This window comes from Prauserella muralis (assembly GCF_003202285.1).
GTDB lineage: Bacteria > Actinomycetota > Actinomycetes > Mycobacteriales > Pseudonocardiaceae > Prauserella_B > Prauserella_B muralis.
This window is the reverse complement of the sequence record NZ_MASW01000002.1, coordinates 1,375,127-1,399,355: the sequence shown is the minus strand read 5'-3', so window position 1 is coordinate 1,399,355 and position 24,229 is coordinate 1,375,127. Positions and strand designations below refer to the sequence as shown.

The window sequence follows — 24,229 nt, the reverse complement described above, 5'->3', positions numbered from 1 at the left end:
CGTCAGCCCTCCTCGCCGTCCCCGGCGTCCGGCGCGGGCTCGCCCCGGATGAGGGCGAGGGTGCCCGGCAGGTCCTCCGGCTTCACCAACACGTCGCGCGCCTTCGACCCCTCGGACGGACCGACCACTCCCCTGCTCTCCAGCAGGTCCATCAGCCTGCCCGCCTTGGCGAAGCCGACGCGCAGCTTGCGCTGCAGCATCGACGTCGAACCGAACTGGGAGGTCACCACCAGCTCGGCCGCCTGCAGCAGCACGTCGAGATCGTCCCCGATGTCCGGGTCGATCTCCTTCTGCTCGCCGGCCTTGGCGGCGGTGACGCCCTCCTGGTACTCCGGGTCGGCCTGCTCCTTGGTGAAGGTGACGATGGAGCTGATCTCCTCGTCGCTGACGAACGCGCCCTGGATGCGCACCGGCTTGCCCGCGCCCATCGGCAGGTACAGCCCGTCGCCCATGCCGATCAGCTTCTCCGCGCCCGGCTGGTCGAGGATGACGCGGGAGTCGGTCAGCGACGACGTGGCGAACGCCAGCCGCGAGGGGACGTTGGTCTTGATGAGGCCCGTCACGACGTCCACCGACGGCCGCTGCGTGGCGAGCACCAGGTGGATGCCCGCCGCCCGCGCCTTCTGCGTGATGCGGACGATGGCGTCCTCGACGTCGCGGGGCGCGGTCATCATGAGGTCGGCGAGCTCGTCGACGATCGCCATGATGTAGGGGTAGGGGCGGTACTCGCGCTCGCTGCCCGGCGGGGCCGTGATCTCGCCGTTGCGCACCTTCTTGTTGAAGTCGTCGATGTGGCGCACGCGGTTGGCCTGCATGTCCTGGTAGCGCTGCTCCATCTCCTCCACCAGCCAGGCCAGCGCGGCTGCGGCCTTCTTCGGCTGGGTGATGATGGGCGTGATGAGGTGCGGGATGCCCTCGTAGGGGGTCAGCTCGACCATCTTCGGGTCGATGAGGATCATGCGGCACTCGTCGGGCGTGGCGCGGGCCAGCAGCGACACCAGCATCGAGTTGACGAAGCTGGACTTACCGGAGCCGGTGGAGCCCGCCACGAGCAGATGCGGCATCTTCGTCAGGTTCGCGGTGACGAAGTGGCCCTCGATGTCCTTGCCGAGCCCGATGACCATCGGGTGGTTGTCCTTGGCCGCCTTCGAGGAGCGCAGCACGTCGGCGAGGCGCACCATCTCGCGGTCGGAGTTGGGCACCTCGATGCCCACCGCCGACTTGCCGGGGATGGGCGCGAGCAGGCGGACGTTGTCGGTGGCCACCGCGTAGGCGATGTTCTTGGTCAGCGCCGTGATCTTCTCGACCTTGACGCCGGGGCCGAGCTCGACCTCGTAGCGCGTCACCGTGGGGCCGCGCGTGAACCCGGTGACCTGGGCGTCCACGTTGAACTGCTCCAGCACGCCGGTGATCGCCTCGATCATGGCGTCGTTGGCCTTGCTGCGGGCCTTCGGCGGGTCGCCGAGCGTGAGCAGATCCGGTGGCGGCAGCTGGTAGTCGCCCTCGACCGTGCGGGTGACCGACAGGGCGGTCTGCTCGCCCTTGCGCTGCTTGCGCTCGGGCACCTCGGCGGGGGGTTTCGGCTTGACCTCGGCGGGTGGCGCCGCGGCGGCCGCAGCGGGCACGTCGGGGGTCTCCGGCTCGGCCGCGGCGGCCTCGGCGCTGGCCTGCCGCCGCCGCGACGGCTTGCGCAGGCGCACCGAGGCGGGGTCGGTCTCGGTGACCTCGTCGCGCTCCGGTTCGCGCTCGCGCTCGGCTTCGAGGTCCTCGGGGTCGACGCCCCACTCGCGGAGCCTGCGCGGGATGTCGCGTACCGGGGTGCCGGTGAAGACGAGCACGCCGAACCCGAGCGCGAGCACCAGCAGCGGGACGGCCACCCAGATGGTGACGCCCCTGGCCAGCAGGTCGCCGGAGAACCAGCCCAGCCAGCCGCCCGCGTACATCTGGTCGTCGTGCGCCTGCGGCCGTGCGTTGATCAGGTGCAGCAGGCCGAGCAGGGACAGGCCGACGAGTAGGGTGCCGATGACCATGCGGGGCCGGGTCTCGGGGCGGGGCTCGGAGCGCATCAGGGCCACGGCGGTGACGAGCAGCGCGAGTGGCACGGCCACGGCACCGGCGCCGAAGACGCTGCGCATGCCGACGGTGACCCAGGCGCCCACGGGCCCGCCCGCCTGCCACAGCACGCCGACGGCGGTGATGAGGGCGAGGGCGATGAGGCCGAGGGCGAGGCCGTCGCGGCGGTGTTCGGGCTCCAGCTCGCGGGTGCGTCCGACGGCGCGGGTCAGGCTGCCGACGCCCTTGGCCACCAGGTTCCAGCCGCCGCGCACGGCCTTGGCGAACGCCCCGCCGCCCGAGCGGCGGGGCGGGGACTTGCGGGGAGTGGGCTTGCGGGGGGCCGGGCGCGACGAGGACGGCCGCGAGCGGGCCGAGCCCCTGGCGGGACTCCTGCCCTTGCTGCCGCCGCGTGCCGTGCTTCTCCCCTTTGTCGTCGACCCGCCTGCCATACCTCTACGGTAACCGCCCTGGCACTCTCGTCACACACGCCACTCACGCCGCTGGAGAAACATTTGTCCCGGGCACCACCCGGGAGCTGCGCAAGGCGGCATGACATCCTTCACCCCATGGTGGCGCTGCACCACGACGAGAACCGGGCGACACGCCGGTCGGGCAACACCCCGGCGATCTGGCGGGCGATGCTGGCGATCGACCAGCGCGTCGTCGGCCTCGCGGGCCGGCTGCGCGTCACCGGAGATGTGCCGCGGGAGCTGCGCGAGCGGCCGCTGCTCATGGCCGCCAACCACATCGGTGTCTTCGACGCCCTCGTGCTGATGGCGGCCTGCCGGAAGATCGGGCTGGCCCCGCGGTTCCTGCTGGCAGGCGGCCTGCTCGACGCGCCCGTCATCGGCCCGGCGCTGCGGGCGAGCGGTCACCTGCGCGTGGACCGCGGCTCGGCGTCGGCGATCGACCAGTTCGCCCAGGCCGTCTCGGAGCTGCGGACGACGCGGGCGCCGATCATCGTCTACCCGGAGGGCCGGATCAGCCACGACCCGGGGCTGTGGCCGGAGCGCGGCAAGACCGGCACCGCCCGGCTCGCGCTGGCCTCCGGGGTGCCGGTGGTGCCGATCAGCCAGTGGGGTGCGCACGAGGCCGTGTACTGGGGCACCGAGACCGTCAGCGGGCTCGGCGACATCGTGCCGCTGGCCCGCTCGGGACTGACCTCGCCGCTGCGCAGGCCGACCTTCCGGGTGCACTTCGGGGAGCCGGTGGACCTCTCGCCGTACGCGCCGGGCCGCCCGGGCGACGCGGTGAAGGCCCACGCCGCCATCATGCGCGCGATCACCGCCGGCCTGGTGCCGTTGCGCCCCGACGAGCCGGACCTCCCCCGCTTCCACGATCCGACCCGGCCCACGGACACCCGCAGCCCCTGGCGCCCCGGAACCTGACCCGCGCTGGTCGCCGACAAGCTCCCCAATGCCACATTTGTTCCACTGGATGGAGCGAATGCCACATTCGTTCCATCCAGTGGAGCGAATGCCGCATTGGGGAGATCGGAGCCGGGGTGATCGGTTCCGCCCGTAGGCTGGCGGCCGTGAGCGAACTGTGGGACCCCGCCGCGCCCGGCGTGCTCGCGCTGCCGTCCGGACGGCTCGTCCGGGGGCGGGGCCTGCGCAAGCCGCTGCCGCCGGGGCCCGAACCGGCCTTCGCCGTCTACCTGCTGGGCACGCAGCCGCCACCGGTGACGTGGGAGTCCACGTGGCTGCGCTGGCCCGACTTCCGGCTGCCCAGCGACCGGGCACGGGCGCGGGAGGTGCTGCACGAGGCCTGGCGGCGCGCCGAATCCGAACGGGTGGAGCTGGCCTGCGCGGGCGGCAAGGGCAGGACGGGCACGGCGCTCGCCTGCCTCGCGATCCTCGACGGGGTCGCCCCGGACGAGGCCGTCGCCTACGTCCGGCAGCACTACGACCGCCACGCCGTCGAGACGCCGTGGCAGAAGCGCTACGTCACCCGCTTCACCCGGCCCGCGGTCGAACAACCCTGATCGGTGACCGGCGGCGCGAGGCGACCGAGACGCCGGTCGCACCCCACCTAATTCGCGGGCGCGGTGTCAGTCCGTCCGCATACAGTCCGGGTGTGGCCGTCGACGCTTCCCCGGACTCCCGCACGCACACGGTTCATCCCGGCCGCGGGCTCATCCTCATCCTGTTCGCCTCGCTGTTCTTCGCCAGTTCCGGCGTGATCGGCAAGCCGGCGATGCTCGCCGGGCTCTCGCCGCAGCAGGTGGCCGCCGCGCGCATCGGCCTGGCCGCCGTCGTGCTGCTGGCGGGCGTCGCGCTGGTGCGGCCGAGCCTGCTGCGCGTGCGGCGCGAGCAGTGGCGGCTGCTGGTCGCCTACGGCCTGCTCGCCGTCGCCGGGGTGCAGCTGTGCTACTTCGTCGCGGCCTCGCGCATTCCCGTCGGCGTGGCGATCCTGCTGGAGTTCACCTCGCCGGTGCTGGTGGCGTTGTGGGTGCGGTTCGTGCGCCGCGTCCGGCTGCCGTGGCCGATGTGGGTCGGCATCGCGCTCGCTCTGGCCGGGCTCGCTCTCGTGGCCCGCGTCGACGAGGGACTGCGGCTGGACGGCCTCGGCCTGCTCGCGGGCGTCGGCGCGGCGCTGTGCTCGGCGGCGTACTTCCTGCTCGGCGAGCACGGCATGTCGTCACTGCATCCGCTGGGCATGGTGACGTGGGGCATGGTGGTCGGCGCGGTCGCCGTCTGCATCGTCGCCCCGCCGTGGACCATGCCCGCCGAGATCCTCACCGGCTCCGCCGAGTTCGGCCCCTGGCGCCCGCCGGTGTGGACGCTGCTGATCGCCATCGCGCTCGTGTCCACCGTCTGCGCCTACCTCGCGGGCATCACCGCGCTGCGGCACCTGCCCGCGCCCGTGGCGAGCGTGCTGGCGCTGGCGGAGCCACTGATCACGACGGTGGCGGCCTGGATCCTGCTCCACGAGGCGCTGACGTCGCTGCAGGTCGTCGGCGCGGTGGTGCTGCTCGGCGGCGCGGTCCTCGTCCAGCTCACCGCCCCGGGCAAGCAGCCGGCCACGGCCGGGGAGCCACTCCCTCTCGAGAGCCAGCCGAACCAGCCCTGAGGGGGACGGCACGGGCGGCCCCGGCCAGCCATCCTGGACCGGCAGTCACGCCACGACCACAGGGGAGCCACCATGAGCCGTCCGAGCAGAGCCGACCAACGCCGGGCCCGGCGCGCGCTACTCGTGCAGGTCACCGCCGTGCTGGCGGCCCTGCTCGTCGCGGCGGCGCGACGCCAGTGACGGCACTGACGCCACTGACGCCGCGCACGCCGCGACGGCGAGGGCGCTAGACCGGGATCACCGTCGGCACGATCATCGGCCTGCGCCGGTAGGTCTCGGCCACCCACCGGCCCACCACCCTGCGCACCGCCTGCGCGATGCGGTGGGTGTCGGTGATGCCCTCGATCTCGGTGCGCGACAGCTCCATCTCCACCAGCGAGGCGGCCGCGTCGAGCGCCTTCGGGTCGTCGGAGAAGCCGCGGCCGGACACGGTCGGGGGGCCCACCGCACGGCCGGTTGCCGAGTCCACGACGACGGTGATCGCGATGAACCCGCCCTCCCCGAGGATGAGCCGGTCGGACAGCGTCGACTCGCCGACGTCACCGACCGAGAGGCCGTCGACGTAGACGTAACCGACCTCCACCCGGCCGCTGATGGACGCCTTGCCGTCGACGAGATCGACGACCACCCCGTCCTCGGCGAGCACCACGTTCTCCTCGGCCACGCCGGTGCGCACCGCCAGCTCCGCGTTGGCGCGCAGGTGCCGCCACTCGCCGTGCACGGGCAGCACGTTGCTCGGGCGGATGGCGTTGTAGAGGAACAGCAGCTCACCGGCCGACGCGTGCCCCGAGACGTGCACCTTCGCGTTGCCCTGGTGCACGACGTGCGCGCCCAGCCGCACCAGACCGTTGATGACGCCGAACACGGCCGTCTCGTTGCCGGGGATCAGCGAGCTCGCCAGCACCACCGTGTCACCGGCGCGGATGCTGATCTGCCGGTGCTCGCCGCGCGCCATCCGAGACAGCGCCGACAGCGGCTCGCCCTGCGACCCCGTGGAGACGAACAGCACCTTGGTCTCGGGCAGGTTCACGGCCTCGTCCAGGTCGATGAGCAGGCCCTCGGGGATGTTGAGCAGACCCAGCTCGGCGGCGATGCCCATGTTGCGCACCATCGACCGGCCGACGAACGCGACCCGGCGGCCGTGCCGCACGGCCGCGTCGAGCACCTGCTGCACCCGGTGCACGTGGCTGGCGAAACACGCCACGATGACCCGCTGCCGCACCTTGGCGATCACGTCGTCGAGCACCGGCCCGATGTCGCGCTCCGGGGTCACGAACCCGGGCACCTCGGCGTTGGTGGAGTCGATGCACAGCAGGTCGACACCCTCGTCGCCGAGCCGGGAGAAACCGGCCAGGTCGGTCAGCCTGCCGTCCAGCGGCAGCTGGTCAAGCTTGATGTCGCCGGTGTGCAGCACCAGGCCCGCCGGGGTGCGGATGGCCACCGCGAGCGCGTCCGGGATCGAGTGGTTGACGGCGAAGAACTCCAGACCGAACTCGCCGACGGTGCGCCGCTGCCCCTCCTTGACCTCCGTCAGGTTGGGGCGCTGCTTGTGCTCCTTGCACTTGGCCGCCACCAGCGCGAGCGTGAAGCGGGAGCCGTAGACGGGCACGTCCGGCCGCATCCGCAGCAGGAACGGCAGCGCACCGATGTGGTCCTCGTGGCCGTGCGTGAGCACGATGGCCTCGATGTCGTCGAGCCGGTCCTCGATCGCGCGGAAGTCGGGCAGGATCAGGTCCACGCCCGGCTGCGCGTCCTCGGGAAAGAGCACACCGCAGTCGACGATCAGCAGCTTGCCGCCGTACTCGAAGACGGTCATGTTGCGGCCGACCTCGCCGAGGCCGCCGAGCGCGACGACGCGCAGGCCTCCCTCGGCCAGTGCCTGTGGTGCGTGGTTCGGTCCGGGTCCTGTGAGGGGCTTACTCACCGATGAATGGTCCCAACGCTGGTGTGAGTGGTCGGTGCGACGTAGGCGGCGGCCGAGTCGGCCTGGGCGACCCGCGAGCCCGCCCAGTCACTCGTCGGGTGCTCCTCGAGAGGCACGCCCGCCTGGGTGAGGTCGGCCGCGATGGCCTGGATCTGGTCCTCGGCCGCGGGCACGATCGGCAGCCGCGGCCCGCCGGCGTCGTAGCCGCGCAGCCGCAGCGCCGTCTTGGAGAACACGACCCCGCCGACCCGCGAGAACGCCCGGTACACCGGCAGCATGCCGCGGTGGTTGGTGCGCGCGGTGGAGGTGTCGCCCTCCTCGTAGGCCTCGATCATGGCGCGGATGCGCCCGGCCACCACGTGCCCGATCACGCTGACGACGCCGGCGGCGCCGACCGACAGCCAGGGCAGGTTCAGCGCGTCGTCGCCGGAGTAGTAGGCCAGGTGTGTGTTGGCGATGACCTCGCTGCCGGCGAGCAGGTCACCCTTGGCGTCCTTCACCGCCTGCACCCGCGGGTGCTCGGCGAGCCTGCGCAGCGTGTCCACCTCGATGGGCACGATCGAGCGCGGCGGGATGTCGTAGAGCATCACGGGCAGCTCGGTGGCGTCGGCGACCGTCGTGAAGTGCGCGTACAGCCCGGCCTGCGTCGGCCGCGAGTAGTACGGCGTCACGACGAGCAGGCCGTGCGCGCCCGCCTTCTCCGCCTGCTTCGCCAGCTCGACGCTGTGCGCGGTGTCGTAGGTGCCCGCCCCCGCGACGATGGTCGCCCGGTCGCCCACGGCCTCGACGACCGCGCGGATGAGATCCGCCTTCTCGGCGTCGGTGGTGGTGGGGCTCTCCCCGGTGGTGCCGTTGAGCACGAGTCCGTCGTTGCCCAGCTCCAGCAGGTGCACGGCGAGCTCCTGCGCCCGCTTCAGATCCAGGGCACCGTCGGCGTCGAACGGGGTGACCATGGCGGTGAGCACGCGGCCGAACGGTCTGCCCGGCGCGGCCGTCGGCGGAGTGGACGGAGCTATCGACATGCTGCTGACGGTACCTCGTCACGGCGGTGGACGAGGCGGTGGCGGGCCGAAACCGGGCAGCCGCGAACGATCGCCTGCGGGACAGGCGGCAGGCAGGAAGTTCTCCGGCCGCCGGCGCGTTCCCGGCGAGCGCTCACTTGACCAAACTGCGGACCGAGCCGGCCGGCATCGTCCCGCCGTCGGCGGCGACCAGGAAACACCGGACATACCGGGCGGGCTCGTCGGTGGAGTCGTCCTCCCAGGCCGCCTGCGTGGGCACCAGCGTCTGGTACTTCACCGCGGCGCGCCTGTCCTCGGCGACGACGTTGGTGCGGAACGCGGTGCCGCACAGGGCCTCACCGAACGCGGTGAGCCGCTCAAGCCCGGGATAGGAGACGCGGATGGCCTCGTCGCTGGTGCTGCTCTCCAGCTCGGCGGGCGCGCCCGAGGCGTACCACTCGGCCTCGTGGGGCTCGTCGCAGGAGAGCCAGTTGCTCTCGACGAGGGATCGCCCTGCGGCCAGTGGTGTGTTGAGGCAGCCGTCGTAGCTGTCGAAGGTCATCTGCGTGATGTCCCCGCCCGGCCCGTAGGTCAGCGTCGGCATCCGCGCGTCGTCGGCGGGCGGCGACCAGAACGGCTTGCCGAGGAAGAACCCTCCGGCCAGCAACGCCACGCAGGCCAGCGCGCCGGCCACGACGAGCGCCGTGCGCCGCCCCGCACCGCGGGCGGCGGGCGGCTGGCCGAGCATCGTGTGGCCGGCCGCGAGCGTCGGCGGCTGGCCTCCATTGTGGACGGCCGTGGGCTGGCCGCCGGGCGGGGTGGACGGCACCGGTGCCTGCTGCGCGGCCATCGCGAGCAGGCCGCGGGCCTGCTGTGCGCTGAGGCGCGCGCCCGGGCTGCCGATGAGCAGGCCCATGATCGCCGAGGCCAGCGGTCCCTGCGTGTGCGTCAGGTACGGCACCTCGTGCAGGATCGCGTGCAACGTCGCCGCCGTGGTCGCCCGCTCGAACGGCAGCACACCCTCGACGGCGAAGAACAGCGAGGCGCCCAGCGACCACAGGTCCGAGGCGGGCAGCGCGTCCTGGCCCGCGACCCGTTCCGGGGCCATGAACGCGGGCGAGCCGACGAGCATCCCGCTCGTGGTCAGCCGCGGATCGTCGACGGCCTGCGCGATGCCGAAGTCGGTGAGCTTCACCCGCCCGTTGGCGGCGACCATGATGTTGCCCGGCTTGACGTCGCGGTGCACGATCCCGGCCTGGTGCGCTGCTTCCAGCGCCGCCAGCACCTGCTCGCCGATGGCGGCCACCTGGTGCGGCGGCAGCGGCCCGTGGCTGCGCACCACCTCGGACAGCGTGGGCGCCTCCACCAGCTCCATCACGATGAACGTCGCGTCGCCCTCGGTGACGACGTCGAACACCGTGACCACCGCGGGGTCGTTGAGCCGGCCACCGGTGCGGACCTCGCGCAGCACCCGCTCCTGGAACACGCCGACGTCCTCGGCACCGTCGGGAAGGCGCAGCTCCTTGATCGCCACCTGCCTGCCGATGACCGTGTCCTCGGCGCGGAACACCACGCCCATCCCGCCCCGGCCCAGCTCGCCCAGAACCCGGTAGCGGCCCGCGACCACGCGCGGCTGCGGCGCGGCCTGGGTGGTCTGCGTGCGGTGGACGTGCGCGTCACTCACGATCTGATCCCCTCGGCTGGTGTGGGACCTGATCGTAGCGACGCCGCGGGGGCCGGATCGGCGGTATCGGTCAGGTTCGGGCCACGACGTGCCCGCCGTCCTCCAGCGCGCTGACGGCACGGTCGAGGTCGGCGTCCTTCACGAGCACGTGGTCGGTGTCGAACGTGGACAGCGTGAACAGCGTGACGCCGGCGGAGGCGAGCTCGCTGGACACCGCGGCGATGATCCCGGTGAGGGTGAAGGCCAGCGGCCCGCGCACCGTGAGCAGCCGCCAGCCCCGCTCCACCGTGGCGCCTGCGGGAGCCAGCGCGGCGGGGCACACCACGGACAGCTCCGTGGGAGTGCGGGTCAGCGACACCAGCCCGCCGCCCGTCTCGGCCGCGAGCAGCGGCTCCGGCATCGGCGCGTGCGGATCCAGCCGCGCGACGGCGTACTCGCCGGGCTGGAGGTCGAGCGTGAGACGGCGCATGGGTGCCCTCAGCCCTCGAGAACCTTCGGACTGGACGCCACTTCCGTGCCGTCCGGCAACGTGGAGATCGTGAAGTCGGCGAAGACGTTCTCGGCCACCTTCTGCAGCTGGCGCAGGCACTCGACGGCCAGCGCGCGGATCTCCACGTCGGCGTGCTCGGTGGCACGCATGGCGATGAAGTGCCGCCACGCCCGGTAGTTGCCGGTGACGACGATGCGGGTCTCGGTGGCGTTGGGCAGCACGGCACGCGCGGCCTGCCGGGCCTGCTTGCGGCGCAGCGTGGCGTTGGGCGCGTCCGCGAACCTCTCCTCCAGCCCGGCCAGCAGCTCGGTGTAGGCGTCAACGCTGGCCTGCGCGGCGGCGACGAACTTCTCGTGCAGCTCCGGGTCGTTGGCGATGACCTCCGGTTCGACGAACGCCGCGTCGCGCTCGGGCACGTAGCGCTGCGAGAGCTGGGAGTACGAGAAGTGCCGGTGCCGGATCAGTTCGTGGGTGAGCGAGCGCGAGATGCCGGTGATGTAGAAGCTGGCCGAGCCGTGCTCGAGCACGGAGAGGTGGCCGACCTCGATGATGTGCTCCAGGTAGCCGGCGTTGGTGGCGGTCCTCGGGTTGGGCTTCTTCCACGACTGGTAGCAGGCCCGGCCCGCGAACTCGGCGAGCGCCTGACCGCCGTCGGCATCCGTGGTCCAGGGCACGTCCTCCGGCGGGAAGAACTCGGTCTTCGCGATCAGTCTGACCTTGGGCGACACCGTCTCGGCCACGTGCGGCTCCCTCCACCTCGCTCGACACCGGCAGCGTATCTGCCGGATCTGACGAAACGCGGTGACATCATCCGGTGTCATCCAGCGTCACCATGACTGCTTGACTGACACCACTTGTGACGTCATAGTGGTGTCATGGACTTGACGCCGTATCTCACCCGGCTGCGGGAGGACCTCAGCACCACGGCCTCCGCGGGCGAGGAACAGGTGCAGCGCGCCGCCGCGGTGCTGTCGGCGGCGCTGGAGCCGGCAGCCCGGCTCACGCTGATGAACGCGCTCTCCGACCTGGCCGCGGAGGTGACCGCCAACCTGCCCGACCACGTGGTCGAGGTGCGGCTCGACGGTCGCGACGTCCGGGTCGTGGTCACCGGCACGGCCGCGGAGGGGCCCGCGGGCGAACCGGGGCCACCACCCCCTCCGCCGCCGCCACCGCCGGGCGGCACCCCTGACGCCGGCGACATCAGCCGCATCACGCTGCGGTTGTTCGAGCAGATCAAGTCGCAGGCCGAGCAGGCGGCCGCGGCGCAGGGGGTGTCGCTCAACACGTTCGTCTCGCAGGCAGTGCAGGGCGCGCTGCAGGGCAAGCATCACCAGCACTGGCACAACTGGCAGCAGGGCGCCGGGCAGCACGGGCCGAAACGGCCCGGCGGCAGCCGCTCGCACCTGCACGGCTGGGTGGAGGGATGACCATGACCGAGCAGCCGATGCCCGGCCCGGAGGAGCTGGTCCGCAGCCAGACGTTCCCGGTCGAAGGACCGCTGGAGCTGGACGTGGACATCCCGGTGGGCCGGGTCGAGATCACCCTGGCCGAGGGCGACGCCGTCGCCGAGATCCGCCACGACCCCTCGGCAGCGGCGCCCTGGACCGAGGGCGTCACCAGCCTGCTCAGCTGGGTCGGCGAGCGCTTCGGCAGCCAGTTGCCGTTCGGCACGGAGCTGTCCACCTCGCCCGCCGAGGCGGTGGAGCAGGCCCGCATCGAGCTGACCGGCAACCGGCTGGTGGTGCGCGCGCCGAAGCAGCTCCCGCTGCGCAACGTGCCGCTCGCGGTCGCCGTGCACGTGCCCGACGGCTCGCACCTCAACGTCCGCACGGGCACGGCCGACGTCACGGTGACCGGTCCCGCGGGGCGTGTCGACCTCGGCACCGGCTCCGGCACGGTGACGGTGGAGCGCGCGGACGGCGCGGCCGTCGTGCGCACCGGCAGCGGGTCGATCAAGCTCGGCCCGGTGCCCGGCGGCCTGCACGCGCGTTCGGGCAGCGGCGACATCGAGCTGTCCGCCCTGGCCGCGTCGGCGACCGTGGCCAGCGGCAGCGGCGACGTGTGGCTCGGCGAGACCTCCGGCGAGGTCCTGGTGCGCACCAGCAGCGGTGACCTCACCGTGGCCGACGCCGCCTCCGGCTCGCTCGAGGCCGTCACCGGCTCCGGGCAGATCCGCGTCGCCATCCGCACCGGCGTCGCCGCCGAGATCGACCTCTCGTCCGGCTCCGGCCGCGTCAGCAGCGAGCTCGACGTCGCCGACACTCCCCCGGACAACCCCATCGCGCTCACCGTGCGCGCCCGCAGCGGCTCCGGCGACACCGCCATCACCCGCGCCGCAGGCTGACCACCAGCAGGGGGTGGTTGAGCAAGGGACCTTTACTCCCGCCAAACGAGAGTAAAGGTCCCTTGCTCCCGTCTGCGGGGTCGCCGGATGGGGGTGCGAAAGGTCCGTTCGTGCGGGTGTGCGCGGCGATAGGCTTCCCGGGACATGAGCGCGCACGTCGCCAGCCCGGTGTTCGCCGGGCGCCAGGAGCAGACGGCCCGGCTGGCCGCCGGGCTCGCGCTCGCCGTCGAGGGCGACCCGGTGACGGTGCTGCTCCGCGGCGAGTCAGGCATCGGGAAGTCCCGCCTGGTCGCCGAGTTCCTCCGCACCCACGCCGGCCGGGCACGCGTGCTGCTGGGCACCGGCGGGGAGCCGGGCACGCCGTTCGCGGCGTTCGCCGGAATCGTGCGCGGCCTTGCCCCCGACCTCATCGGCGACGAGCGCGACCGGCTCGCCCCGCTGCTCGCCGGACAGCAGGACCCACGTCCCCGCCACGACGACGCCCGCCTCCGGCTGTTCGAGACGGTGCTGGCCCTGCTGGCGCGGCTGGCGGCGCGGCGGGCGACCGTGCTCGTCGTCGAGGACGCACACGAGGCCGACCGGTCCAGCCTGGACCTGCTCGCCTTCCTCGTGCGCTCCCAGCGCGCCGCACCCGGCAGCCTGATCGTCGCCACCTCCCGCTCCGGCGAGCCCGCCACCCTCGCCGACCTCGGCGTGCTGCCGTGGGTGGAACCGCTCGACCTGACCTTGCTGCGCCAACACGAGGTCGCCGCCCAGGTCGGCGGCATCCTCGGCAGGCAGCCGGATCCCGAGCACACGCGCACGGTGTTCCGGCGCAGCACGGGCCACCCGCTGTTCGTCGAGGCCCTGCTCGACGGCGACCCCGCCACCCCGGCTCGCTGCAGCCTGCCGGACCTGCTGCTCACCAGGATCGCCCGCCTGCCCGAGGACACCCGCCACGTCCTGCGGCTCGCCGCGCTCGGCGGCGCCCGGGCAGGCCACGCCCTGCTCGCGGCCTGCCACCCGGACCCCGCCGCCGCGCTGCGCCCCGCCGTCGACGCGGGCGTGCTGCTCGCCGACGGCGGGGACTACGTGTTCCGCCACGCGCTGCTGCGCGAGGCCTGCCGCGCCGGTCTGCCGCCCGGCGAGCGGGCCGCGCTGCACGCCCGCCACGCCGAGGCGCTGCGTGCCCGCTCCGGCCCGCCGGGAGCGTTGGCGCACCACCTCGGTGAGGCCGGCGACGAGCCGGGCGCCCTCTCCGCGGCCTGGGAGGCGGCACGACACGCCCGCGACCACCTCGCCTACCCCGAGGAGCTGGCATGGCTGGAGCGGGTGCTCGCGCTGTGGGAGCGCGTGCCCGGCGCGGCGCGGCGCCTCGGCCACGACCGGGCCGACGTGCTCGCCCACGCGGTCCTCGCGGCCCGCCGCTCCGGCGAGGACGCCCGCGGCGAGCGGCACGCCACCGACGCTCTCGCCGCGCTGGGCGACCGCGCCCGCGTGCGGCGCGCGCCGCTGCTGGAGCAGCGCGCGCACCTGCGCGCGCGGCTCGGCATCGGTGGCGCACTCGACGATCTGAACGAGGCCGTGCGGCTCGTGCCCACCGGTCATCCCGCCCGAGGACGGCTGCTCCATGCGCTCGCCGAACACCTCGCCCAGCTCTCCATTCCCGGTGACGCCCGCCGCATCGCCGAGCAGGCCAGGCAGGAGGCGCACGAGGCGGGCGACGCCGCCGCCGAGGCCTCCGCGCTGATCACGCTCGCCGAACTCGGCGCGCGGCTCGGCCACGTCGGCACCGAACTGCCGAAGCTGGCCACGGCCCGCGCGCTGGCCGAGGGCATCGGCGCGCACCGGCTGCGGCTGCGGGCCCTGCACACGGAGTCGTCGCTGCTACGCGAGTTCGGCCGGCTCACCGAAGCGCAGGACGCCGCCCGGCTCGGGCTGGCGGCCGCGCGTGAGGCGGGGCTGGCCTGCTCGGCGGGTGCCCGGCACGCCCTCGACCTCGCCTGCGCCCAGGCCGCGGCCGGCCGGTGGGCGGAGGCCCTCGAGACCGTTCAGCACGCGCTCGCGGCCACCGAACCCGGCGCCGACCACACCGCCCTGCTGTGCCTGAAGGCCCAGATCGCGCTGTGGCGGGGGCACACCGCCGAGGCGGCGAGCATCGCCGGCCGTGCCCGGCGCCGGCTTCCCGGCGCCGCGCTGCCGCGGGACCGGCTGCTGCTGCCCCCACTCGACGCCGAGATCCTGCTCGCGCAGGACAGGCCCGGCGAGGCGCGCCGGGTGATCGGGGATGCGCTGGCGTCCGAGCACTCGCCGGGCCCGCCGCACTCCGTCTGGCCGCTGCTGCTGACCGGGGCGCGCGTCGCCGGTGCCGCCGGGGACATGCGCCTGCTCGACCGGCTGCGGGTGCACGCCGACCGCACGCGGATCGCGGGCCCGGCGCAGCGGGCGGCCGCGCTCACCTTCGAGGCCGAGACCTGCCGCGCCGAGCGGCAACCGGACGGGCCGTGCTGGGAACGCGCCGTCGCGGCGTGGCAGGCGCTGGGCCAGCCGCGGCAGCACGCCCAGGCGCTCCTGCGGCTGGGCCAGGCCCGGTTCGCCGCCGGCGAGCGCGGCCCGGCCGTGCAGGCGCCGCTGCGGGAGGCCGCCGAACTGGCCCGCGGGCTCGGCGCCGCACCGCTGCTCGCGCAAGCGCGCGATCTGGCCCGCCGCGGGACGGGCTAGCTGTGCTGCCCCAGCACGGCACGCAACGCTCCGGCCAGGTCGCCGCGCTCCCCCACCGCCACGCCGCCGAGTCCGAGCCACTCCGCCATGAGCGCCAGCTCACCGGCCAGCTCGGCGGCGACCCGGCCGTGGTCGGCGTCCGGCTCGGCGAAGGCACCCGGCACGCGCAGCACACCGGCGGTGCGGTCGGCCTTGAGATCCACCCTGGCCACCAGCTCGCCGTCGAGCAGGAACGGGAACACGTAGTAGCCGTAGGTGCGCTGCGGCTCCGGCACGTAGATCTCGATGCGGTAGTGGAAGCCGAACAGCCGCTCGGTGCGCGCCCGCTCCCAGATCAGCGGGTCGAACGGGCACAGCAGCGCCCGGCCCGGCACGGCCCGGGGCGTCCTCGCCCGGTGGTGCCGGTAGGCCTGGTGCCGCCAGCCCGCCACCCGCACGGGCTCCAGCGTGCCCTCCTCCACCAGCTCGGCCACCGCCTGCTGGGAGGCCTGCGGGCTGAGCCGGTAGTAGTCGCGCAGGTCGGGCTCGGTGGCCACGCCGAGCGCCTCGGCCGACCGCGCGATGAGCCCCCGGGCGCCCTCGGCGGCGTCCACCTGCCGGGACAGCACGTCCGGCGGGATGACCCGCTCGGTGAGGTCGTAGAGCCGCTCGAAGCCGCGCCGGGTGCCCGTGGTGAGCTGGCCCATCCCGAACAGCCACTCGCAGATCTTCTTGACCTCCGAGCGCTCCCACCAGGCGCCCGGCGACCGCTTCGACGGCCCGGTCAGCTCCTTTTCGATGGTGCCCGCACCGACCGGGCCCAGTTCCTTGACCACGGCCAGCACGTCGTCGACCAGGCCCGGCGAGGCCTCGGCAAGCCTGCCGTAGCCGCGCCACCAACCGGGACGCTTGGCACCCGACTGCAGCAGCGGCCAGTCCTGCACCGGCACCAGGCTTGCCTCGTGTGCCCAGTACTCGACGAGCAGCCGCGGCCTGCGGGCGCTGTGCGACCAGGCGGCCTCGTCGATCAGCGCCGGGTCGTACGCGCCGAGGCGGGCGAACAGCGGGGCGTAGTGGGCACGCACCGCCACGTTCACCGAGTCCAGCTGGATGAGCCGGATCCGGGCGAGCACACGCTGCAGGTGCCGCCGCGTCACCGGGCCGTCCGGGCGCGGGTCGGCGAAGCCCTGCGCGGCGAGGGCGGTGCGGCGGGCCACCGCCAGGCTCATGGTCCTCACGCCTGGCCATGTTGCCAGCACCCGCCGACATTCTCGTGGGCAGTACGGTGGCGCCATGAGCACCGCCGCCGTCCGGCCTGCCACCGTCGCCGACGCCGCCGAGATCGCGAGGATCCAGCGTGACACCTGGCGCACGGCCTACGCCGACCTGCTCGGCGAGGACACGATCGGCGCCCTCGACCTCGGCGAGCTCACCGCCAGGTGGGCCGAGGCCGCGGAACATCCGGAGACGGACCTGCACGTCGCGGTCGAGGGCTCGTTCACCGTGGGCTTCTGCGTCGCCGGTCCCGCACCGGCCGCCGAGATCGCCGCCGCCGACGGCAGCCTGCCGCCCGACGCCGAGACGACCGGCCTGATCGCCACGCTGCTCGTGGAGCCGAGGTGGGGCAGGCGCGGGCACGGTGGCCGCCTGCTCGCGGCCGCGGCCGCGAGCCTGCGCGAGCGCGGCGCCGGGCGGGGCGTCACCTGGGTGGCCCAGTCCGACTCGGCCTCGCTGAGCTTCTTCCGCGGCGCGGGCTGGAATCCCGACAACACGGTGCGCACCCTCGACACCGGCGAACGCACCGTGCGTGAACTGCGCCTCACCGGATCGCTCGAGCTGCGGCTCACCGGCTGAGCATCTTGGGGCGATTCCGCCGGCTGGAAACTCAACCGGCGGAATCTCGGCCGTCCCCGCGCCCGGGCGCGACGGCGGCCTCGATGTGGGGTGCCCAGCACGGGCGACGTGCAATCCTCGCCAGGTCCGGGTAGTCCTACGGGTACTGCTGGCCCGCGCACGGCGAAAGGTGGTGGTTACGATGCCCGGGCCCGGACCCGACGACCTCGCCACGGCGCTGGCCTCGATGTCCCGCAACCTGCTGGCGCAGGAGACGCTGCAGGACACGCTGGACGCGATCGTGCACCACGCGGTCAAGCTCGTCGACGGCTGCGACGTGGCGGGCATCCTCACGGTACGCCGCGGCCAGGTCGCCACACTGTCCGCGACCGACGACCTGGCTGCCGAGTCCGACAAGGCCCAGTCCGAGGCAGGCGAAGGCCCCTGTTTCGACGCGACGTGGCGTCGCCAGGAGGTGTTCCGCATCGAGGACATGGCCACCGAGGACCGCTGGCCGGCCTACGTGCCGAAGGCCCGCGCGCTCGGCATCGGCAGCATGATGGGCTTCATGCTGTTCACCGACGACGAGAACCTCGGCGCGCTGAACATCTACGCCCGCAGCAGCAACGTCTTCACCGAGCTCTCCGAGCAGGTCGGCTGGCTGCTGGCCTCCCACGCGGCCGTGGGGCTGGCCAATGCGCGCAAGGACGCGCAGCTCAAGGAGGCGATCGCGACGCGGCAGGACATCGGCGAGGCCATCGGCATCGTCATGGAGCGCTACAAGGTGCAGGAGGAGCAGGCGTTCGCCGTGCTCAAGAAGGCCTCGCAGGACAGCAACATCCGCCTGCGCGAGGTGGCCAGGACGGTCGCGCAGACGGGCGAGATTCCCGGAGCCCGTTCCAGTTCGCGCTAGGAGCCCCGGTCGCTGAACACCACCCAGCGCAGTGCGCAGTACATGAACAGGCCCTCGCAGCCACCGGCCAGCAGGCGCGAGAGGTGGTAGTCGACGCCGAGCGCGGTGAGCCCCGCACCGACGCCGAGGATGAACGCGGCGTAGTTGATGCCGACGACCACCGCGTAGCGCACCGCCTGCCCGCCGACCGGGGCGTGTGAACGGAAGTTCAGCACCCGGTTGAGCACGAAGGCCAGCCCGAACGCCACCGCGTACGCCAGGCTCACCGCGAGCGCCACCGGCAGTCCGAGCCCGCCGCGCAGCAGCGTCAGCAACGCCAGGTCGACGCCGAAGGTGAAGCCGTTGATGAGCGCGAAGCCGAGGAAGGTCGGGGCCACGATCCCCGCGAGGCCGAACGGCAGCCTGCGCACCACGGCGGCACAGAGCAAAGAAAACCGTTCCGCGGCACGGGATGCGGCCGGCACGCCGGGGTCGCCGACGGCGGATCTGGACACTGCGCTAGGTTTCCAGCCTCAGGTTTCCGGACCCTGACAATGAGGTGAGCGTCCGGTGCGCCTCTTCGCCTTGGAAAACAAGGATTTCACACCACGCACCGACGATCGGCGCTACGGTGAGACGACCCGTCTGCAGGGAGGCCCATGGTGCTCGGATGGCTGTGCCTGGCGCTCGGCGTCGCATTCGGCTCCGCCATCGTCCCCGTCATCAGCGTCGAGGTCTTCGTGATCGGCCTCATGACCAGCGAGTCCGGCATTCCGTGGCTCGCCATGGGCGCCGTCGTCGCGATCGGTCAGATCGCGGGCAAACTGCTGTACTACCTGGCTGCCCGGGGCTCCATCCGGCTGCCTGCCGTGCTGCACGACCGGCTCCACCGCCAGCGCCCGCCCTCCGCTCGGCGCGAACGATGGCACCTGCGCACCAAACGCCTGCGGATGTGGCTGGAGTCGCTGCGCGAGCGCTGCCACCGGCACCCGCACTGGATGGCCAGCACCTACGGGATCAGCTCGATCGTCGGGCTCCCGCCGTTCATGGCCACGACCGTGCTGGCGGGTCTCGTGCGCATGTCCCTGTCCATGTTCGTCGCCGCGGGCCTGCTCGGCCGGTTCGTGCGGTTCAGCGTGCTGGCCGCCTGCCCTGCCGTGTTCGCCGGGCTCGTCCACGGGGCGTGACGCCTGGAGCCGTTCAGCGGTCGGCGGCCTCGAGTTCGATGGCCTTGCGCATGGTGGCCCGGGCCCGGCGGCGGTCGCCGGCGATGTCGTAGGCGTAGGCGAGCCGGTACCAGCGGCGCCAGTCACCGGGTTCGGCCTCCACCTCGGCGCGGCGCTGCTCGAACCAGGCGTCGGCGGCCGCGCGGTCCACCCGGCCCGACGGCCTGCGCGGCAGCCCGGAGACGTCCGGCAGCCCGCCCTCGGCCTCGAGCCTGCGCGCGAGATGCTGGATTCTGGTGCCCGAGCGCCAGGTGGTGACCAGCAGCCACACCCCGAGCAGCGGCAGCGCCAGTACACCGACACCCAGCAACGTCGCCACCGGCCCGCCCGCCCGGATCAGCGCGACCGCCCGCCCGGCGAGCAGCACCAGGTACACCGCCACGGCGACGGTCAGCAGGATCGCGACGTTGCGGGCCCTCACAGGTCGAGCACGTGTTCCAGGCCGACCGTCAGCCCGGGACGGGTGCGCACCGAGCGCACGCCCAGCAGCACGCCCGGCATGAAGGACGCGCGGTCGAGCGAGTCGTGCCGGATGGTCAGGGTCTCCCCCTCGCCGCCGAACAGGATCTCCTCGTGGGCGACGAGCCCCGGCAGTCGCACCGAGTGCACGCGCACGTCGCCGACGCTGGCGCCGCGCGCGCCGGGCAGCTCGGAGCTCGTCGCGTCCGGTCCCGGCGCGACACCGGCATCGGCACGGGCCTGGCCGATCAGCCGGGCCGTGTGCGCCGCGGTGCCGGACGGCGCGTCCGCCTTGCGGTTGTGGTGCAGCTCGATGACCTCGGCGGAGTCGTAGAAGCGCGCGGCCTGCTGCGCGAAGCGCATCGCCAGCACCGCGCCGAGCGCGAAGTTCGGCGCGATCAGCACACCCAGCTCGGGCCGGTCCGCCAGCCAGCCGCGCAGTGTGGTGAGCCGCTCCTCGCTGAACCCGGTGGTGCCCACCACCGCGTGCAGCCCGGCGTCGACCGCGAAGCGCAGGTTGTCCATGACCGCGTCGGGGTGGGTGAAGTCGATGACGACCTCGGCCTTGGCGTCGGTGACGGCGGAGCGCTCGTCTCCGGCGTCGACGGCCGCCACCAGCTCCAGGTCGTCGGCGTTCTCGACCGCCCGCACCGCCTGGGCTCCCATGCGGCCGCGCGAGCCGAACACGGCCACTCGGATTGTCATGCGATCACCTCGTGAAGGTCGTCGGGCAGGTCGTCGTCGTGAGCGTACGGGCCGACCACCACCGCGGCGGTGCCGCCACCCGGGCGCCGCAGCAGGGTGCGGGCCAGCTCACTCACCTCCGCCGTGGTGACCGCGTCGATGCGGGCGACGGTGTCGTCCACGCTGAGGTACTCGCCGTAGTTGAGCTCGTTCTTTCCGAGGCGGGTCATCCGCGAGGCGGTGTCCTCCATGCCGAGCACGAGCCCACCGCGCAGCTGGCCCTTGCCGCGCGCGACCTCGGCGTCGGTGAGGCCGTGCTCGGCCACCTGGCTCAGCACCTCGCGCACCACGGCGGTGACCTCGCCGAGCCGTTCCGGCTGGCACCCGGCGTAGACGGCGAGATGGCCGGTGTCGGCGTAGCTGGCCACCGACGAGTACACCTGGTAGGCCAGGCCACGCCGCTCGCGGATCTCCTGGAACAGCCGGGAGCTCATACCGCCGCCGAGCGCGGCGTTGAGCACCGAGAGCGTGAACCGCCGCTCGTCGTGCCTGCTCAGCGCCCGCACACCCAGCATGAGATGAGCCTGCTCGGTGTCGTCGGGGCGGAGCACGAGCTTGCGGCTGGCGGGCACGCGGGCCCGGCCGCGGCGCGGAGGCACCGGGGCCCGCGCACCGTCGAGCCGGTCGCGCAGCGCCTTGCGCACGTGCCGCAGCACGGTGCCGTGGTCGACGTTGCCCGCCACCGCCAGCACCATCCGGGGCAGCTGGTAGCGGCGGCGGTAGAAGCCGCGCAGCGCTCCGGGGGACATGCCCGTGATCGAGGCCTCCGTGCCGAGCACCGAGCGGCCCAGCGGGTGCCCGGACAGGATCGTCTCGACGAACGTGTCGTGCAGCAGGTCCTCGGGGTCGTCGTCGCGTATGGCGATCTCCTCGAGCACCACGCTGCGTTCGGTGTCCACGTCGGCGTCGGCACAGCGGGCGTCGAACACGACGTCGCCGACGAGGTCGATCGCCAGCGGCAGGTCCTCGTCGAGCACCTGCGCGTAGTAGCAGGTGTGCTCCTTGGCGGTGAAGGCGTTGAACTCGCCGCCGACCGCGTCGATCTCCTCGGCGATCTGGGTGGCGTCGCGGCGGCCGGTGCCCTTGAACAGCAGGTGTTCGAGGTAGTGCGCGGCACCCGCGACCCGGGGCTGCTCGTCCCGGGAGCCGATGCCCACCCACAGTCCGACGGTGGCCGAGCGCACGCCGGGGACGTGTTCGGTGACCACCCGCAGGCCGCCGGGCAGCACCGTCCGCTTCACCAGCGTCGCGCCGCCGTCGCCGGTGCCGTTGTCCAGTGTGCGGGTGGTGCCCACGGGCTGCTGGTGCCCGGGAATCTGTCGCGCCATGAGTCCTTGCCGACGGTCTCGAAAGGCCCGCCCCCGGCGGGAAGCCGGGAACGGGCCGTTCGGGAACAGCTGGTTGTCCTTACTCGCCGGACGGGGCCTGCTCCGACTGGCCCGCGTCGGCGCCGGCCTTCTCGTCGTCCTCGTCCTTGACGACGATCAGGCTGATCTTGCCGCGGCTGTCGATGTCGGCGATCTCCACCCGGAGCTTGTCGCCGACGTTGACGACGTCCTCGACCTTGCCGATGCGCTTGCCGTTGCCCAGCTTCGAGATGTGCACGAGGCCGTCCTTGCCCGGCAGCAGCGAGACGAACGCGCCGAACGCGGCCGTCTTCACCACGGTGCCGAGGAACCGCTCCCCGACCTTCGGCAGCTGCGGGTTGGCGATCGCGTTGATCTTGTCGATCGCGGCCTCCGCGGACGGGCCGTCGGCGGCGCCGACGTAGATCGTGCCGTCGTCCTCGATGGAGATGTCGGCGCCGGTCTCCTCGGTGATCGAGTTGATCATCTTGCCCTTCGGGCCGATGACCTCGCCGATCTTGTCGACCGGGATCTTCACGCTGGTGACGCGCGGCGCGTACGGGCTCATCTCGTCCGGCCCGTCGATCGCCTCGGCCATGACGTCCAGGATCGTCAGCCGGGCGTCCCTGGCCTGGTTCAGCGCACCCGCCAGCACGTCCGACGGGATGCCGTCGAGCTTGGTGTCCAGCTGCAGCGCGGTGATGTGGTCCTTGGTGCCCGCGACCTTGAAGTCCATGTCGCCAAAGGCGTCCTCGGCGCCGAGGATGTCGGTCAGCGCGACGTAGCGGGTCTCGCCGTCGACCTCGTCGGACACCAGGCCCATCGCGATGCCCGCGACCGGCGCCTTCAGCGGCACACCGGCGTTGTAGAGGCTCATCGTGGACGCGCAGACCGAGCCCATCGAGGTGGAGCCGTTGGAGCCGAGGGCCTCCGACACCTGCCGGATGGCGTACGGGAACTCGTCCCGCTTGGGCAGCACCGGCACCAGCGCCCGCTCGGCGAGCATGCCGTGGCCGATCTCCCGCCGCTTCGGCGTGCCGACGCGGCCGGTCTCACCGGTGGAGAACGGCGGGAAGTTGTAGTGGTGCAGGTAGCGCTTCGTCGTCTCCGGCGCCAGCGTGTCCAGCTGCTGCTCCATGCGCAGCATGTTCAGCGTGGTGACACCCAGGATCTGGGTCTCGCCGCGCTCGAACAGGGCGGACCCGTGCGCCCTCGGCACCACCGCGACCTCGGCCGACAGCGACCGGATGTCGGTGAGGCTCCGGCCGTCGATACGCACCTTGTCGCGCAGGATGCGCTGGCGGATCAGCTTCTTGGTCAGCGCGCGGAACGCGGCGCCGATCTCCTTCTCCCTGCCCTCGAAGGCCTCGCCCTCGCCGATGCCGACCTTCTCCAGCACCGCGGCCTTGACCTCGTCGGTGGCGTTGTCGCGGTCCTGCTTGCCGCCGATGGCCAGCGCCTTGGTGAGGTCCTCGGTGGCGATGGCGGCCACCGCGTCGTAGGCGTCCTGCTCGTAGGCCGGGAACAGCGGGAAGTCACCGGTCGGCTTGGCGGCCGCGTCCGCGAGCCGCTGCTGCGCCTCGCACAGGGTGCGGATGAACGGCTTGGCGGCGTTGAGGCCGTCGGCCACCGACTGCTCGGTGGGCCCGGCCGCGCCGTCGGCGATGAGGTCCAGGGTGTTCTCGGTGCCCTCGGCCTCGACCATCATGATCGCCACGTCGTCCCCGACGATCCGGCCCGCGACCACCATGTTGAAGGTGGCCCGCTCCAGCTGCGACCAGGTCGGGAAGGCCACCCACTCGCCCTCGATCAGCGCCACGCGCACGCCGCCGATGGGGCCCGAGAACGGCAGGCCGCCGATCTGGGTCGACGCCGACGCCGCGTTGATCGCGAGCACGTCGTAGGGGTCCTCGGGGTGCAGGCTCTGCACCGTGACCACGACCTGGATCTCGTTGCGCAGGCCGTCGGCGAACGACGGGCGCAGCGGGCGGTCGATGAGGCGGCAGGTCAGGATCGCGTCCGTGGAGGGACGGCCCTCCCTGCGGAAGAAGGCGCCGGGGATGCGGCCCGCGGCGTACATGCGCTCCTCGACGTCCACCGTCAGCGGGAAGAAGTCGAAGTGCTCCTTCGGCTGCTTGGACGCCGTGGTGGCCGACAGCAGCATCGTCTCGTCGTCCAGGTAGGCGACGACCGCTCCCGCGGCCTGCCGGGCCAGCCTGCCGGTCTCGAAGCGGACCGTGCGCTTGCCGAACCGGCCGTTGTCGAGCACGGCCTCCGTTTCGTGCACGGTGGTACCGCTCGCGTCTGTCATGGGGGGTTACTCCTCGTACGTTCTCTGGCGCCCGCACGTCCCCACCCTTTGGGGCACGCCCGAGGTACGAGGCCGGTCATCGATCGAAGCCCTCGGGTACTACCCGGGAGCCACTACCGAGGACCGGCTGGGGCGTCCCCGTGCGCGGTGCGCTCGCCTGTGTTCTTCC

Annotated in this window: 21 protein-coding genes; 9 read left to right on the top strand and 12 right to left on the bottom strand. The window is 73.0% G+C overall.

Annotated elements, in window-relative coordinates:
• Positions 1-2: 2 nt before the first annotated feature.
• Positions 3-2,504 carry an FtsK/SpoIIIE family DNA translocase gene (locus BAY60_RS17765; protein ID WP_112282012.1) on the bottom strand — a complete coding sequence of 834 codons (2,502 nt, stop codon included), beginning with the start codon at positions 2,502-2,504 and terminating at the stop codon, positions 3-5.
• A gap of 117 nt (positions 2,505-2,621) precedes the next feature.
• On the opposite strand from BAY60_RS17765, the gene BAY60_RS17760 reads away from it, so the two are divergent.
• From BAY60_RS17760 to BAY60_RS17750, 3 genes are all read left to right on the top strand, one after another.
• A complete protein-coding gene (locus BAY60_RS17760; RefSeq protein ID WP_112282011.1) occupies positions 2,622-3,443 on the top strand; it encodes a lysophospholipid acyltransferase family protein in 822 nt (273 codons plus the stop codon).
• Positions 3,444-3,589: 146 nt separating this feature from the next.
• Entirely contained in the window at positions 3,590-4,039 is a 450-nt protein-coding gene (locus BAY60_RS17755) for a protein-tyrosine phosphatase family protein (protein WP_112282459.1), read from the top strand.
• Positions 4,040-4,131: 92 nt separating this feature from the next.
• Positions 4,132-5,127 (top strand): EamA family transporter, encoded by a 996-nt coding sequence (locus BAY60_RS17750; protein ID WP_245992591.1) that lies wholly within the window; start codon positions 4,132-4,134, stop codon positions 5,125-5,127.
• A 226-nt stretch (positions 5,128-5,353) separates the two neighbouring features.
• Here the strand turns inward: BAY60_RS17750 and BAY60_RS17745 are convergent, their stop codons facing one another.
• The 5 genes from BAY60_RS17745 to thyX all read right to left on the bottom strand — a co-directional run bounded on the left by BAY60_RS17745 (position 5,354) and on the right by thyX (position 10,966).
• The gene (locus BAY60_RS17745; protein ID WP_112282010.1) at positions 5,354-7,051 is read right to left on the bottom strand and encodes a ribonuclease J; all 1,698 of its coding nucleotides are present in this window, start codon (positions 7,049-7,051) and stop codon (positions 5,354-5,356) included.
• Positions 7,048-8,073 carry a 4-hydroxy-tetrahydrodipicolinate synthase gene (gene dapA, locus BAY60_RS17740; protein ID WP_112282009.1) on the bottom strand — a complete coding sequence of 342 codons (1,026 nt, stop codon included), beginning with the start codon at positions 8,071-8,073 and terminating at the stop codon, positions 7,048-7,050. Before dapA ends, BAY60_RS17745 begins: the two co-directional genes overlap by 4 nt.
• A gap of 133 nt (positions 8,074-8,206) precedes the next feature.
• A complete protein-coding gene (locus tag BAY60_RS17735) occupies positions 8,207-9,736 on the bottom strand; it encodes a serine/threonine-protein kinase (RefSeq protein ID WP_245992586.1) in 1,530 nt (509 codons plus the stop codon).
• Between the two features lie 70 nt (positions 9,737-9,806).
• On the bottom strand, positions 9,807-10,205 hold the full coding sequence (locus BAY60_RS17730; protein ID WP_112282008.1) for an ACT domain-containing protein: 399 nt from the start codon (positions 10,203-10,205) through the stop codon (positions 9,807-9,809).
• Between the two features lie 8 nt (positions 10,206-10,213).
• The gene (gene thyX / locus BAY60_RS17725; protein WP_112282007.1) at positions 10,214-10,966 is read right to left on the bottom strand and encodes an FAD-dependent thymidylate synthase; all 753 of its coding nucleotides are present in this window, start codon (positions 10,964-10,966) and stop codon (positions 10,214-10,216) included.
• A gap of 135 nt (positions 10,967-11,101) precedes the next feature.
• Between thyX and BAY60_RS17720 the strand changes: the two genes are divergently transcribed.
• From BAY60_RS17720 to BAY60_RS17710, 3 genes are all read left to right on the top strand, one after another.
• Positions 11,102-11,653, top strand: coding sequence for a toxin-antitoxin system HicB family antitoxin (locus BAY60_RS17720; protein ID WP_112282006.1), 552 nt, complete (start codon positions 11,102-11,104; stop codon positions 11,651-11,653).
• Positions 11,654-11,655: 2 nt separating this feature from the next.
• Positions 11,656-12,570: a DUF4097 family beta strand repeat-containing protein gene (locus BAY60_RS17715; protein WP_112282005.1), complete on the top strand. Its 915-nt coding sequence runs from the start codon at positions 11,656-11,658 to the stop codon at positions 12,568-12,570.
• Positions 12,571-12,714: 144 nt separating this feature from the next.
• Positions 12,715-15,270, top strand: coding sequence for an ATP-binding protein (locus tag BAY60_RS17710; RefSeq protein WP_112282004.1), 2,556 nt, complete (start codon positions 12,715-12,717; stop codon positions 15,268-15,270).
• Here BAY60_RS17710 and BAY60_RS17705 read toward each other — a convergent pair.
• On the bottom strand, positions 15,267-16,478 hold the full coding sequence (locus BAY60_RS17705; RefSeq protein ID WP_425466475.1) for a winged helix-turn-helix domain-containing protein: 1,212 nt from the start codon (positions 16,476-16,478) through the stop codon (positions 15,267-15,269). The genes BAY60_RS17710 and BAY60_RS17705 overlap by 4 nt on opposite strands.
• Positions 16,479-16,542: 64 nt before the next feature.
• On the opposite strand from BAY60_RS17705, the gene BAY60_RS17700 reads away from it, so the two are divergent.
• Positions 16,543-17,103 carry a GNAT family N-acetyltransferase gene (locus tag BAY60_RS17700; RefSeq protein WP_112282002.1) on the top strand — a complete coding sequence of 187 codons (561 nt, stop codon included), beginning with the start codon at positions 16,543-16,545 and terminating at the stop codon, positions 17,101-17,103.
• 181 nt (positions 17,104-17,284) lie between these two features.
• A complete protein-coding gene (locus BAY60_RS17695; RefSeq protein WP_112282001.1) occupies positions 17,285-17,995 on the top strand; it encodes a GAF and ANTAR domain-containing protein in 711 nt (236 codons plus the stop codon).
• On the opposite strand, the gene BAY60_RS17690 is transcribed toward BAY60_RS17695, so the two are convergent.
• Positions 17,992-18,489: a GtrA family protein gene (locus BAY60_RS17690; protein WP_245992584.1), complete on the bottom strand. Its 498-nt coding sequence runs from the start codon at positions 18,487-18,489 to the stop codon at positions 17,992-17,994. The two genes, BAY60_RS17695 and BAY60_RS17690, sit on opposite strands and share 4 nt — an antisense overlap.
• A gap of 147 nt (positions 18,490-18,636) precedes the next feature.
• Here BAY60_RS17690 and BAY60_RS17685 point away from each other — a divergent pair, with 147 nt between their 5' ends.
• Positions 18,637-19,161, top strand: a complete 525-nt coding sequence (locus BAY60_RS17685) for a YqaA family protein (RefSeq protein WP_425466474.1) — start codon at positions 18,637-18,639, stop codon at positions 19,159-19,161.
• A gap of 13 nt (positions 19,162-19,174) precedes the next feature.
• On the opposite strand, the gene BAY60_RS17680 is transcribed toward BAY60_RS17685, so the two are convergent.
• From BAY60_RS17680 to BAY60_RS17665, 4 genes are all read right to left on the bottom strand, one after another.
• The gene (locus BAY60_RS17680) at positions 19,175-19,621 is read right to left on the bottom strand and encodes a tetratricopeptide repeat protein (protein WP_112281999.1); all 447 of its coding nucleotides are present in this window, start codon (positions 19,619-19,621) and stop codon (positions 19,175-19,177) included.
• Positions 19,618-20,364: a 4-hydroxy-tetrahydrodipicolinate reductase gene (dapB, locus tag BAY60_RS17675; RefSeq protein WP_112281998.1), complete on the bottom strand. Its 747-nt coding sequence runs from the start codon at positions 20,362-20,364 to the stop codon at positions 19,618-19,620. The genes BAY60_RS17680 and dapB overlap by 4 nt, the downstream gene beginning before the upstream one ends.
• A complete protein-coding gene (locus BAY60_RS17670; protein ID WP_112281997.1) occupies positions 20,361-21,731 on the bottom strand; it encodes a M16 family metallopeptidase in 1,371 nt (456 codons plus the stop codon). Before BAY60_RS17670 ends, dapB begins: the two co-directional genes overlap by 4 nt.
• 79 nt (positions 21,732-21,810) lie before the next feature.
• Complete coding sequence (locus BAY60_RS17665; protein WP_112281996.1) at positions 21,811-24,060, bottom strand: polyribonucleotide nucleotidyltransferase; 2,250 nt, start codon at positions 24,058-24,060, stop codon at positions 21,811-21,813.
• Positions 24,061-24,229: the final 169 nt, after the last annotated feature.